Source organism: Mycobacterium sp. E136 (assembly GCF_001666865.1).
Taxonomy (GTDB): domain Bacteria; phylum Actinomycetota; class Actinomycetes; order Mycobacteriales; family Mycobacteriaceae; genus Mycobacterium.
The window spans coordinates 18,985-31,564 of the sequence record NZ_LZJE01000354.1 but is presented as its reverse complement, the minus strand read 5'-3'; the positions used below and the strand labels follow the sequence as shown (position 1 = coordinate 31,564).

The window sequence follows — 12,580 nt, the reverse complement described above, 5'->3', positions numbered from 1 at the left end:
TCCCCGAACCATCCGACATCTCTTTGGCCTCCTATGCGATTACGCGACCCCGACGACCCCGTAACGACCAAGTTTTATATCGCACTTTCGCTAACCCGGCTAAGCAGCCGCCTTCTCGCACGTGAACTGAGCGACGTCGGTGTACCCGTCGCGGAAAAGATCGGCGCAACCGGTCAGGTATTTGCGGAAACGCTCGTAGATCTGCTCGGAGGTGATCGCGATCGCCTCGTCCTTCTTGGCTTCCAGGTTCGCTGCCCAGGTATCGAGCGTCTTGACGTAGTGCGGCTGCAGGTGCTGCTCGCGGGTGACGGTGTAGCCCGCCTTGTTTGCGTGCTCACGCACCATCGATGCCAGTGGCAAACGTCCGCCGGGGTAGATCTCGTCCATGATGAACTTGATGAATCTCACCCGGGACATGGTCAGCGGCAGGCCTTTTGCCTTGATCTCCTCATCCTCGGGAATGATGATCGTGTGTAGCATCATCACGCCGTCGTCGGGCATCCAGCTGAAGGTCTTCTTGAAGTAGTCGTCGTACTTGTTGAAGCCGAAGTGCTCGAACGCACCGATCGACACGATCCGGTCGACCCGGCCCTCGAACTCCTCCCACGGCTGCAGGCGAACTTCCATCTTGCGGTCGCTCTTGATGTTGGCGAACCGGTTTTCCTCGATATGGCGCTTCTGGTTCTCCGAGAGCGTCAAACCGATCACGTTGACGTCGTACTTCTCCACCGCCCGCTGGATCGTCGAGCCCCAGCCGCAGCCGATGTCCAGCAGCGTCATACCTGGCTGCAGGCCCAGCTTTCCGAGCGAGAGATCGACCTTCGCCTGCTGCGCCTGTTCGAGGGTGTAGTCGTCCTTCTCGAAGTACGCGCAGCTGTAGGTCTGCGAGGGGTCTTGCCACAGCCTGAAGAATTCGTTGGAGATGTCGTAGTGGAACTGGACTTCCTTCTTGTCCGAGCCACGGGTCTCCGACGCGGATTTGGACAGCCACTTCGACTGCGCCTGCAGTGTCGAGCTCTGCTGTGTATCTGAGGTTCCTGCCACGGTCCACCCTTAAAACTGATCGACGGACGAATATTCGGCTAATCGCGCAGTTCTGTTCGACACGATGTGAGAAACAGTACCTCCGACGATGACGGTGTCGGGGGGTGGCACCACGACATTTGCCCTAGATTTTCGAATTCCTGGTCATCCAGCGCATCACCTGCCAACCGACGAACACCGGCAGCCACGTCGTCAGCACCCGATACAGCAGAACCGACGGCACGGCGACCGATGCGGCCATGCCGAACGCGGCCAATCCGCCGATCAGCGCCGCCTCGACGGCCCCGATACCGCCGGGCGTCGGCGCGGCCGAGGCCAGCGTGCCGCCCACCATCGTCACCACCGTCACGGTGATGAACGAGGTGTCGCCCCCGAACGCCTCGATCGCCGCCCACAGGGCGAACGCGTTGCCCAGCGTCGTGGCCGCACACCCGGCCATTATCACCGCCAGCCGCCGCGGTTCCCGCGCGAGCGCGATGAGGTGGCCGACTACCTCCTCGAGCCGCGGCCGCACCGCCGTCGCCAACCACCGCCGCAGCTTCGGCACCAACAGGAACGTGCCGACCAGCCCGAGCAGCAGCCCGCCGATCAGATACAGCAGCGTCACGTTCGGAACGAAGCGCGACAGGTCCGCCGACACGCCCGCCGCGGTGGAGAAGAAGATGAGCAGCCCCAGGTGGGTGATCACCTGAACCGACTGCTGCAGTGCGACGGCGGTGGTTGCGCGCATCGGGCTGACGCCGCCCTTCTGCAGATAGCGAGCCGACAGCGCCAGTCCTCCCACACCGGCGGGCGTCGTCGTTGCGGCGAACTTGTTGGCCACCTGCATGACGACCAGCCCCCACAGGGTGACCAGCCCGTCGGCGCATGCCCAAAGTGCCGCTGCCGCACCGAGATACGTCAAACTCGACGCGGCAAGGCCCAGCAGTGCCCACCACCAGTTCGCCGTGCGCAGTTCGGTGATAAACGTCGGCACCGAGGACAGGAACGGGTAGGCGACGTAGACCAGTGCGGCCAGCAGCACCAGCTGGATCACCTGGCTGCGGGTGAAGCGTGTGACCGTCTCGGCGCGGATCTCGTCGACGCGGGCCTGGCGCTTGACCTCCTCGCGTGCGGCGGAGATGACGGCCTTGGCGCCGGTCACCGAACTGCGGATCCGCAACGGCACCGCGGCCATGGTCAGCCGCCGCGACGCGCTCAGCACCGTGTCCTTGCCGAAGGCGTCGATCGCGGCCCGCACCGCCGACTGCGCGTCGTAGAGATGTGTCGTCGTCACCAACAGCTGGGCGATGTCGCTGCGCAACTGGGCGTCGGTGGCGCCGTACTCAGCGTTGTCGAAGCCACTGAACAGCACCGCGTCGTCGTCGACGGTGATCTCGCTGCTGCGCAGGTCACCATGCGAGATCTGGCAGTCGTGCAGTTCGCGTAGCGACTCCCACACCCGGCTGACGGGCATCGAGTCCACACAGTCGCTGATCGGGATGCCGCGGGGCGGGGTGTGCGCGTACAGCGTCCAGCCGCGATCCAGGGCGGCGACGGCGATCGTGGAGGTGTTGGCGATCTTGAGCTCGCCGATCGCGATGGCCATCAGCGCGCGGTGTTCGACGAGGCGGCGCATCGACGCGTGCAGCGGCGCGGTCTCGCGGTCGCGGAACCGCACCTTGCGCCACAGCTGCAGCAGCACACCGCCGCCGCGCTGGTGCGGGCCGTACAGCTCCATCACTGCCGTGGCCTGCTGCTCCTCGCAGGTCGCGTTGAGCACCAGTGGTCCGGCGCCGGCCGGCCGCAGCACCCGTAGACCGGTGACGACGCAACCGCGCCCTGCCATCGCCCGCACGGCGCCGTCGAGCGGCACCTCCAGCCCGGGGGTGCCCACGACGAGCACCACCAGCGCGCCGACGAACCAGCCGGCGGCCAACCCCACGAGTGAGCGGGCCGGAACGACCGCGCTGACCACCAGGTGGATCGGCACGAACGCCAGCAGCAGCGTCCACCACCAGCGTCGCCAGCGAGCCGGCAGCCACGGACCGGAGACGGTGAGCACCGCGGCGAGCATCGCGATCCAACGAGGGTCGTCGACGAACTGCGAGGCGAAGGTGTCAAGCCGGTCCGACAGGTCGAAGTGCCAGCGCGGCGCGGTCAGCCCGAAACCGCTGATGGACAGCGCGGATCCGGCGATGGCGGCGGCCGCGGCGTACGCGCCGAGCAGCTTCCACTGGCGCGAGAGGATCAGGCTGACCAGGATCACGAACGGCAGCGCGACGATCGCGACGCCGTAGACGAGGTAGACCAGGTTGGCTTGGGTCGGGGTCAGCACCGCGACGATCTCGGAGATCGAACGTTCGAGCGCCACCCACTCGTTGCGGGTGATCACGGATCCGGTGATGACGACCGCGAGGAACAGCGCGGCCAGCACGACGCGAACGATGTCGTTGGTGCGCCGCGTCAACGGTTGCAGCAGGCTGCCCGAGACGGTGATGTCCCGTCCGTCAACGCGCATGTATCAACGATCTTCCCGATCCGGGGCCACGTCGGTAGCGACCCGCCGACAACTTAGCCGTTGACCGTTCGGAAACGGCTCATTGGCCGATCGGGGGACCTCGAGATCAGATCGCGTACTGCCTCGGCTCGTGCTGGACGGAGATCCAGTGTTCGGTGGTGAACTCGTCGACGGCCCACTGGCCGCCGAACCGGCCGATGCCGGACGCCTTCTCCCCGCCGAACGCGGTGTTGGCGTCGTCGTTGACCGGCGCGTCGTTGACATGGGTCATGCCGGTGTCGATGCGGCGGGCGAAGCGCACGGCGCGCTCGACGTCGCGGCTGAAGACCGCCGACGACAGCCCGTACTCGGTGGCGTTGGCCAGCCGCAGCGCGTCCTCGTCGCCGTCGGCGCGGATGACGGTCATCACCGGCCCGAACACCTCCTCGCGCGCGGTCGCCACATCGTTGGAGCCGGTGAGGATGTGCGGGGGCAGGCACTGGCCGGTCGGACCGAAGGGATCGCCGCCGGTCAGCACGGACGCGCCGTCGCGGCGGGCGCGCTCGAGCTTGTCCTGGATGGACTCGAGCTGCGAGGTGTTGATGATCGGCCCGAGCTGGGTGTCCGGATCGCGGGGATCGCCGACCGTCAGCTGTTTGGTCCGGTCGACGAAGCGCTCGAGGAACTCGTCGAACACGCGAGCGTCGACGATCGTGCGGTTGCCGATCATGCAGATCTGGCCCTGGTGGAAGAACGAGCCGAACACCGCCGCACCCACGGCGAGGTCCAGGTCGGCGTCCTCGAGCACGACGATCGGACCGTTGCCGCCCAGTTCGAGCGCGGTGCGCTTGATGCCGGCCTTCGCGGCGATGCCCTCGCCGACGGGCGTCGACCCGGTGAACGAGACAACGCGCGGTGTCGGGTGCGCCACGATCGCATCGCCGATGTCCGAGCCGGAGCCGACGACCACGGACAACAGGCCCGGCGGCAGGCCGGCTTCTTCGAGGATTCGCGCGAGCAGCAGGCCGCCGGTGACCGGGGTGTCGCCCGCCGGTTTGAGCACCACCGCGTTGCCGACCGCCAGCGCGGGCGCCACGGAGCGGTTGGACAGCTGCATCGGGAAGTTCCACGGCGAGATCACCGCGACGACCCCGACGGGCTCGCGGTAGATGCGACTCTCCTTGCCCGGGATGTCGGAGGGCATGATCTTGCCCTCGACGTGGTGGGGCATCGAGGCGGCCTCCCACAGGACCGAACGCACCAGGCTCCACTCGAGTTCGGCCTTGGCGACGGTGCCGCCGGACTCGCGGATGAGCCAGTCGGTGATCTCGTCCTTGCGGGCGCCCATCACATCGGCGGCGTTGCGCATCACCTCCGCGCGGGCCATGGGTGGATGTGCGGCCCAATCCCGTTGCGCGTCTTCAGCAATCGCGTAGGCCTCGTCGAGGTCGTCGGCGTCGGCCTGTGGGATCTCGGTCAGCACGTCGCCGGTGTAGGGGTCGGTGTCCTGCTTGGTCCTGCCGGACGAGCCGCCGCGCCACTGCTTGCCGATCGGCATGGTGTCGAAATCGGGGTAGGTGCTCATGAGATCTCGATTCCGATCTTGGTGTGCGGGCCGTCGGCCTGGGCCTGCCAGGCGCGGGGAGCCTCGTCGAGGGGATAGCGCTCGGTGTCGACGGCGATGCGCCCGTCGGCGGCGTGCTCGAGGAGTTCTTCGTAGCCTGAGCGCATCACGTCGGCGCCCATCAGGTTGTTCATGTGGCCGATGTGGGTGCGGCCCATCAGCTTGGCGAACGGGGCGGCCGCGGTCGGTCCGGCGCCCTGCCCGACGGTGATCAGCGTCGCGCCGACGGCGGTCGCGTCGAGCGCCGCGAGAAACGGGTCGCCGTAGATCATGTCGAGGACGACGTCGTAGCCGTCGCCGGCCTCTTTCTCGAGCGCCGCTGCGTCGTCGCCCTCACCGAGGCGGACCACGGCGTCGGCACCGAGACCGCGCGCCTTGTCCAGTGCGTCGGGGTTGCGGCCGGCGCCGACCACCCGGCCTGCGCCGAGCAGCTTGGCGGCCTGCACGGCGATGTGGCCAACCACCCCGGTGGCGCCGAGCACCAGGACGGTCTTGCCGCCCGAGACGTCGGCGTGCCGGGTCAACGGCAGCCACGCCGCCAGGCCCGCGATGCCGAGCGCTACGGCCAGGTCGTCGTCGACGCCGTCGGGAACGGGAAACGTCAGCGCAGGATCGACGCGACATCGCTGGGCCCAGGACCCGAACGGCGCCGGTGGCGAATCGAAATACACTCGCTTGCCGTCGGATGTGGTGCCGATGCCTTCCTTGCCTACGACCGACGGGGTGACGGGTTCGCCCATCTGGCCAGACGCCAGAGCCAAATCGACCGGATTGCAGCCGGCGAGGCGGACGTCGACGACGTCGGTGCCGTCGGGTTCGTCGAAGTCCTTGACCGTCGGTGTCTCTCCGGGCGCTTCGAGCACTGCGGCGCGCATGTGTTTCCTTCCGTATTGGTTCACGAGCGGGCTACCCGGTGCTGACGGTGTTATGCGGGGGATGCGTCACAAAGCGATGCGCGTCAGCTGTTCCATTTCGCGCGCGCCGCTCGTACGCTATTAGGCATGAGTCCAACAACGCCGTCGGCTCTACCGCCGGGTCCTCGGCTGCCATCGTTCGCGATCCTGTTGCTGATGATGCGGTGGTGGCCGCAAATGGTCTCGCTGTGCCAGCGCCGCTACGGCAACGTGTTCACGTTGACGAATTCCATGGTCGGCTCGATGGTCTACCTCGCCGACCCGGCCGACATCAAGACCGTCTTCGCCGGTGATCCGCGGATCTACCATGCGGGCGAAGCGAATTCGATGCTGGGCGGGCTGCTGGGGGAGAGTTCGGTGCTGGTCGTCGACGACGAGGTGCACCGCGAGCGCCGACGGTTGATGATGGCGCCGTTCCACCGTGACGCGGTGGCGCGCCAGGCGGGTGTGATGGCCGAGATCGCCGCGCAGAACATCGCCGGATGGCCGGTGGGCAAGCCGTTTCCGGTGGCGCCGAAGATGTCGGAGATCACCCTCGAGGTGATCCTGCGGACCGTGATAGGCGCCAGCGACCCCGAGCGACTGGCCGTGTTGCGTGAGGTGATGCCGAAGCTGCTGAACATCGGGCCGTGGGCGTCGATGGCGATCGCGAAACCAAAACTGTTGAAACACCGCCTGTGGCAACGGTTGCGGAGCAACATGGACCACGCCGACGAGCTGTTGTACGCCGAGATCGCCGACCGGCGTGCCGATCCCGACCTCGACTCGCGCACCGATGCGCTCGCGATGCTGGTGCGGGCCGGGGTGGACGACGGGGCCGGGATGAGCGACCGCGAGCTGCGCGACCAGTTGATGACGCTGCTGGTCGCCGGGCATGACACCACGGCGACCGGGTTGTCCTGGGCCTTGGAGCGATTGACCCGTCACCCGGATGTGCTCGCAAAAGCGGTGCGGGCGGCGGAATCCGGCGACGACGAGTATCTCGACGCGATCGCCAAGGAGACTCTGCGCAACCGCCCGGTCGTACCCGACGTCGGTCGAATCCTCACCGAGCCGGTCGAGATCGCCGGCCACCGGCTACCCGCGGGCGTCATGGTGGTTCCGAGCATCACGCTGGTGCACGACGACGCCGATATCTATCCCGAGCCCGACCGTTTCGACCCGGATCGGATGGTCGGCGCGACGCTGAGCCCGACGACGTGGCTGCCGTTCGGCGGCGGCAATCGGCGTTGTCTGGGTGCGGGATTCGCGATGGTGGAAATGCGCGTGGTGCTGGGGGAGGTGCTACGCCGCGTCGAGCTGACGACCACCACTTCCGCCGGGGAGCGGCAGAAGCTCAAGCACGTTATCATGACGCCGCACCGCGGCGCCCGAATCACCGTGTCGGCGAAGAAGATTGCCGTGCCGACGGCAGCGGGTCAAGCTGCATCAAGACCCGCCACCGCCGACACGTCACCCGCGAATCAGAACTGATCAGGGAACGTCGGTCGCCGGCACGCTGCCGCAACCGACTCCGGGGATGCAGCCGGCGGCGCCCTGCGGGCCTGCTGCGCCGGACGGTCCGCCGGGAATCGCACCCGCGGCGCCCTGCGGTCCGGCCGTACCGCCCGGTCCGCCCGGAATGGCGCCGGTCGCGCCTTCCGGTCCGGCAGCACCCGCGGGGCCGCCGGGAATGGCACCCGCAGCGCCCTCGGGTCCGGCAACACCGGCCGGTCCACCCGGGACGGCGCCCGCAGCAGCGGGAGCACCGGGAGGCGGCGGCGTCCACACACCCGGCGCGGGGGCCGGAGCGGGTGCGGGCGCCGGCGCGGGAGCCGCGCAACCCGTGCCTGCGGAGTCGACGCAGCCCGAGGGGCCACCGGTCGGAACGAACGACGGCGAAGCAAAGCCAGCAGGCGCGGCTGCGATCGCGGCTGCCGCCGCGCCGGCCACCAAAAGCGGTGAATACTTCTTCAGGTTGGTCAACATGCCGGTGCTTTTACCACCGAGGGCAAAGCTCAAACCTCGAATGCCTCGCGGGGCGCGGGCGGTGCGGTCAGGGGCGTCGGTGCTGCGTGCCGCCACCGTCGGCGAGGCTGGCGATGTCGCGGTCCCAGGCCGCATACCGCACACGCCTCAGGCATGGCCTGGCGACGGCGACGAGCATCGCCGACACCGCCGTCACCGCGAGCCAGAACGACACCGCCGCGACCGAGGCGTCGACCCCTGCGCGCCACCACGGGTCCAGTGGCGGCGCCCGCCGACCGTCGGGATAGACCGAGATCTGGATCGTCTGCCCCGCCTTGACCGGCTGGTCCCAGCGGAAGCGCTCCGTGCGCTGAACACCCGCGAACTGCCAATTGGCTTGTACGACAGCCACATCGGTGCCTCGAAGCGTGGCGCTCGTCGCGGTGACGGTGGCCGTGACGGCTTGCCGGTGCTGCGCTTCGGCGACATACGCGCGGCCCCGCTCTTCGTGGATCGCGGTGGCCATCGCCCCGGCCACCGGTATGGCGATCAGCGACGCCATCACCGCCATCACCATCACGAAGGTCTCGACGCGGTCGGTCATCCGGACCAGGGGATTGCGACCGATCGCCTGGGTCATCCGCCAGTGCCACCATCCGCATTGGACCGTCTGCATGGTGCCTCCCTCGGTCGCCCGAGGAATTGACCGCCCCCGCCCATCCAAACCTGTTGCCCACCTTCCGCGAGCGTGCGTGTCTGCACACGACATACCGCGAAAGAACAGCACTCTGCGCACTTTCGCGGCCCCGCGACCGTGCGCACACTGCCGGCAATGCGCAGCAACCTCACCCGCAGACCCCAGCCACCCCGCCGGAAACCGGAGCGCGGCAGGCCCGAGGCCGCACCCGCGGAACGGCCGGGATTATTAAGAGATTCTGGCAAACATGATGTAACTTCAATCGACACACGATGCGGGGTTGGCCGCTGTCGAGGGGTTAATAGAGACGGTGGACGCAACACCATTCGGGCACTACCAGCTGCAGGAATTGATCGGCCGCGGCGGTATGGGCGAGGTCTATCGCGCTTACGACACCAAGACCGACCGCGTCGTCGCGCTCAAGGTGCTGCCGCCCAGCATGGCCGCCGACGAGACCTTCCAGCAGCGGTTCCGGCGCGAATCACAGGCCGCAGCGGGGCTCAACGACCCGCACGTCGTGCCCATCCACGGCTTCGGCGAGATCGATGGCCGTCTCTATCTCGACATGCGCCTCATCGAGGGCCGCAACCTCGGCACGATCCTCAACGAGGCCGGTAAGAAACCGCTCGACACGACGCTGGCGGTCAAGATCGTCGAGCAGGTGGCGATGGCCCTCGACTCCGCGCACGCGACGGGCCTGATCCACCGCGACATCAAACCGTCGAACATCCTGGTCACCGAACACCAATTCGTGTACCTCATCGACTTCGGGCTGGCGCGCAGCGCGGGCGATAAGGGGCTGACCACCGCGGGCAGCACCCTCGGCACGATGGCGTACATGGCCCCCGAGCGCTTCGAGGGCAAACCGGTCGACCAGACCGCCGACATCTACGCGTTGGCCTGCGTGCTCTACGAATGCCTGACCGGCGTGCGGCCCTATCCCGCCGACAGCCTCGAGCAGCAGATCGCCGGCCACATGAACAAGGACGTGCCGAAGCCCTCGGCGGTCGATCCGCGGTTGGCGGCCTTCGACGAGGTCATCGCCAAGGGCATGGCCAAGTCGCCGGCCAAGCGCTACCAGACGGCCGGTGGCCTTGCCGCCGCCGCCCGCCGGGCGCTCAACGCGCCGGTGCGCACCGCGGGCAGCGGCAGGCACCAGGCGCGACGGGCACCGGCACGCGAGAGGCGGGTGCCGCGCAGGGCGTTGGCGGTGGCCGCGGCCGTGGTGCTGCTCGCGGCGTTGGGCACGTTCGGTGTGCTGCAGTGGCGCGGCGGCCAGGACGGCAGCGCGAAAGCGGCCGGCATCGAGGAGACCACGACGCCGCCGACCGCCGCCGACGGTGCGGTGGAGTCGATCGCGGCGACGGTGCCCGAGGAGATCCGGTCCACGGGCAAGCTCGTCATCGGCGTCAACACTCCTTATGCGCCAAACGAATTCAAGGACGCGGACGGTCAGATCGTCGGCTTCGACGTCGATCTGATGAATGCGATCGCGCGGACACTGGGCCTGGTCCCCGAATACCGCGAAACCGCGTTCGAGGCGATCCTGCCGTCGGTGCGGGCCGGCGACTTCAACGTCGGCATGTCGTCGGTGACCGACACCAAGGAACGCGAGGAGTCGGTCGACTTCGTCACCTACTTCCAGGCGGGCACGCTGTGGGCACAGCGGGCCGGTTCCGACATCACTCCCGCCGACGCGTGCGGCCTTCGCATCGGCGTCGCCTACGCGACGCTTCAGGAGACCGAGGAGATCCCGGACAAGAGCGAGGACTGCGTCGCCGACGGGTCGGCCCCGATTGACAAGGTCGTCTACGTGACGCAGGACGACCTGACGAAGGCGCTGATCAACGGCGAGGTCGACGCCATGGCCACCGACTCGCCGGTCGCCGGATTCGCGATCAAGACCTCTGGCGGCGCGCTGGAGGCCGCCGGAGACGTGTTCTACTCGGCGCCGTACGGCTGGCCGGTGCCCAAGGGGTCCGCGCTGGCCGAGTCGCTGCGCCAGGCGTTGGCGCACCTGATCTCCACCGGCGAGTACCGCACGATCGCGGTGATGTGGGGCGTCGAGAAGGGCATGATCTCGACACCGCAGATCAACGGCGCCACCCGCTGACCGCCACCGGTCGAAGCGCTACGTGTAGCCTGGAGTCAGACCGTCTCCGGTTAGCAGCCATCTCTCGACACGTTGGAACTGCGAAATTGATACCGCGCGCCCCTTCCGACTCGGCCGCTGCGGAACGTAACGAAGGACTTGCTCTATGCAGTCGAACGACCTGTTCTCACACCCTCAGGAGCCTGAGTTCGTCTCGAACCACGACCGCTCCACCGAACCCGTCACCAATCCTGTGTTCTCCGACCGCCCCGATCGCGGTTCGTCCAACCCGTCGTCGTGAACGGCCTGACGGGCACGCGTCGGCTGGCCCGGCCGGTCCGGCTTGTGCTCGCATCGCAGCTCGGCTCCGATATCGACGGTGCCTGGTGGCCCCACACGGGCTCGGTGGCCGGTGAACTGCCCGAGCTGATCGAGACCCTGCACAAGACACTCGGCGAGGTCGTCGATCTCCGAGTGAACTGGGCGGCCACCGACGGCACGCTGGACTTCAACTCGATCCTGTCGAGCACGCGAACCAAGAATCCCGGACCCCGCCGCGCACATCGCCTGATGGTCGTCGTTGGACGCTCAGCGTCGGCGAAACTCCTTGTGATACCGCATATGATAACACCCGCGCTCGGCGCGATGGTCATGCGGTGCGCGGTCGGCAGGCCGGGTGACGGTTCGCCGGAATGCCACCAGTGGCTCGAAGCCGCCGGCACCGTCATCCGCGACGCGCAGTCCGACAGCGCGGCGTGGGCCGCCCGCGCATAGGCCTCAGCGCACGACGATCGTGTGCTCACCCCGCGGCACCAGTTCGCCGATCACCGGCGCGCCCGGAATCTCCCCGGCGACCAGCAATCCGCCCGACGTCTGCGCATCCGCCAGCAGCAGCGCCTCGTCTTTGTCGACCGCGCTCAGGTCGACGTGCGGTGCCACCCACTCGAGGTTGCGCCGCGTCCCACCGCTGACATAGCCCTGCGCCAACGCATCTCGCGCGCCGTCGATGTATGGCACCGCCGCACTGTCGATCACCGCGGTCACGCCGCTGGCGCGGGCCAACTTGTGCAGGTGCCCGAGAAGCCCGAAACCCGTTACGTCGGTGGCGCATTCGGCACCGGAATCGACGGCGGCTTGTGCGGCGTCGGCGTTGAGTGTCGTCATCACCGCGATCGCCTCCGGGAACCGCTCGCCCGTATTCTTGTGCCGACTGTTGAGCACCCCGACGCCAAGCGGCTTCGTCAACGACAACGGAACCCCGGGCTTGCCTGCATCGTTGCGCAGCAACCGATTCGGATCCGCGATACCCGTGACGGCCAGCCCGTACTTCGGTTCGGGGTCGTCGACGCTGTGCCCGCCGGCCAAATGACAACCCGCGGCCCCGCACACGTCCAGCCCGCCCCGCAACACCTCGCCGACCAACTCGAACGGCAGCACCTCGCGCGGCCAGCCCAGTAGGTTCAGCGCGACGACCGGCCGCCCGCCCATTGCGTACACGTCCGACAGCGCGTTGGTCGCCGCGATCCGGCCCCAGTCGTACGGGTCGTCGACGACCGGGGTGAAGAAGTCCGTCGTCGCGATCAACGCCACGTCCCCGTCGATGCGCACCGCGGCCGCATCGTCGCCGTCGTCGAGGCCCACCAGCAGTTCACCGACCGGATCGCGCGGCGCCGCGCCCGTCAGGCCACGCACCGCGTCCTCGAGCTCACCGGGCGGGATCTTGCACGCGCAGCCGCCGCCGTGCGCGTACTGGGTCAGTCGGTAGGTCATCTGCTCCGTCACA

11 protein-coding genes are annotated in these 12,580 nt (G+C 68.1%); 4 read left to right on the top strand and 7 right to left on the bottom strand.

From position 1 onward, the window contains the following. Positions 1-99: 99 nt before the first annotated feature. From A5698_RS23805 to A5698_RS23790, 4 genes are all read right to left on the bottom strand, one after another. Positions 100-1,044 (bottom strand): cyclopropane mycolic acid synthase family methyltransferase, encoded by a 945-nt coding sequence (locus A5698_RS23805; RefSeq protein ID WP_068301956.1) that lies wholly within the window; start codon positions 1,042-1,044, stop codon positions 100-102. A 124-nt stretch (positions 1,045-1,168) separates the two neighbouring features. Further along, complete coding sequence (locus A5698_RS23800; protein ID WP_068301952.1) at positions 1,169-3,544, bottom strand: lysylphosphatidylglycerol synthase transmembrane domain-containing protein; 2,376 nt, start codon at positions 3,542-3,544, stop codon at positions 1,169-1,171. A gap of 106 nt (positions 3,545-3,650) precedes the next feature. Further along, positions 3,651-5,108, bottom strand: coding sequence for an aldehyde dehydrogenase family protein (locus A5698_RS23795; protein ID WP_068301949.1), 1,458 nt, complete (start codon positions 5,106-5,108; stop codon positions 3,651-3,653). Next, the gene (locus tag A5698_RS23790; protein ID WP_068301947.1) at positions 5,105-6,022 is read right to left on the bottom strand and encodes a quinone oxidoreductase family protein; all 918 of its coding nucleotides are present in this window, start codon (positions 6,020-6,022) and stop codon (positions 5,105-5,107) included. Before A5698_RS23790 ends, A5698_RS23795 begins: the two co-directional genes overlap by 4 nt. 126 nt (positions 6,023-6,148) lie before the next feature. Between A5698_RS23790 and A5698_RS23785 the strand changes: the two genes are divergently transcribed. Then, positions 6,149-7,534, top strand: a complete 1,386-nt coding sequence (locus tag A5698_RS23785) for a cytochrome P450 (protein WP_068301945.1) — start codon at positions 6,149-6,151, stop codon at positions 7,532-7,534. Here A5698_RS23785 and A5698_RS23780 read toward each other — a convergent pair whose 3' ends face one another. Then, positions 7,535-8,029 (bottom strand): hypothetical protein, encoded by a 495-nt coding sequence (locus A5698_RS23780; RefSeq protein ID WP_068301942.1) that lies wholly within the window; start codon positions 8,027-8,029, stop codon positions 7,535-7,537. A gap of 67 nt (positions 8,030-8,096) precedes the next feature. Continuing rightward, entirely contained in the window at positions 8,097-8,684 is a 588-nt protein-coding gene (locus A5698_RS23775; RefSeq protein WP_068301940.1) for an Rv1733c family protein, read from the bottom strand. 331 nt (positions 8,685-9,015) lie between these two features. On the opposite strand from A5698_RS23775, the gene stpK7 reads away from it, so the two are divergent. The 3 genes from stpK7 (at position 9,016) to A5698_RS23765 (ending at position 11,571) form a co-directional block, all read left to right on the top strand. Continuing rightward, the gene (gene stpK7 / locus A5698_RS23770) at positions 9,016-10,818 is read left to right on the top strand and encodes a serine/threonine protein kinase StpK7 (protein ID WP_068301939.1); all 1,803 of its coding nucleotides are present in this window, start codon (positions 9,016-9,018) and stop codon (positions 10,816-10,818) included. Between the two features lie 145 nt (positions 10,819-10,963). After that, positions 10,964-11,098 (top strand): hypothetical protein, encoded by a 135-nt coding sequence (locus A5698_RS29775; RefSeq protein WP_286144614.1) that lies wholly within the window; start codon positions 10,964-10,966, stop codon positions 11,096-11,098. Beyond that, on the top strand, positions 11,095-11,571 hold the full coding sequence (locus A5698_RS23765; RefSeq protein ID WP_068301937.1) for a DUF5994 family protein: 477 nt from the start codon (positions 11,095-11,097) through the stop codon (positions 11,569-11,571). Before A5698_RS29775 ends, A5698_RS23765 begins: the two co-directional genes overlap by 4 nt. 3 nt (positions 11,572-11,574) lie before the next feature. On the opposite strand, the gene selD is transcribed toward A5698_RS23765, so the two are convergent. Beyond that, a complete protein-coding gene (gene selD / locus A5698_RS23760; RefSeq protein WP_068302060.1) occupies positions 11,575-12,567 on the bottom strand; it encodes a selenide, water dikinase SelD in 993 nt (330 codons plus the stop codon). Positions 12,568-12,580 lie beyond the last annotated feature (13 nt).

What these genes read in the sequence shown, in the direction of transcription:
- A5698_RS23800 (WP_068301952.1), bottom strand. Translation starts at nt 3,544, where the DNA reads ATGCGCGTTGACGGACGGGACATCACCGTCTCGGGCAGCCTGCTGCAA.
- A5698_RS29775 (WP_286144614.1), top strand. Translation starts at nt 10,964, where the DNA reads ATGCAGTCGAACGACCTGTTCTCACACCCTCAGGAGCCTGAGTTCGTC.
- A5698_RS23790 (WP_068301947.1), bottom strand. Translation starts at nt 6,022, where the DNA reads ATGCGCGCCGCAGTGCTCGAAGCGCCCGGAGAGACACCGACGGTCAAG.
- selD (WP_068302060.1), bottom strand. Translation starts at nt 12,567, where the DNA reads ATGACCTACCGACTGACCCAGTACGCGCACGGCGGCGGCTGCGCGTGC.
- A5698_RS23785 (WP_068301945.1), top strand. Translation starts at nt 6,149, where the DNA reads ATGAGTCCAACAACGCCGTCGGCTCTACCGCCGGGTCCTCGGCTGCCA.
- A5698_RS23795 (WP_068301949.1), bottom strand. Translation starts at nt 5,108, where the DNA reads ATGAGCACCTACCCCGATTTCGACACCATGCCGATCGGCAAGCAGTGG.
- A5698_RS23780 (WP_068301942.1), bottom strand. Translation starts at nt 8,029, where the DNA reads ATGTTGACCAACCTGAAGAAGTATTCACCGCTTTTGGTGGCCGGCGCG.
- A5698_RS23775 (WP_068301940.1), bottom strand. Translation starts at nt 8,684, where the DNA reads ATGCAGACGGTCCAATGCGGATGGTGGCACTGGCGGATGACCCAGGCG.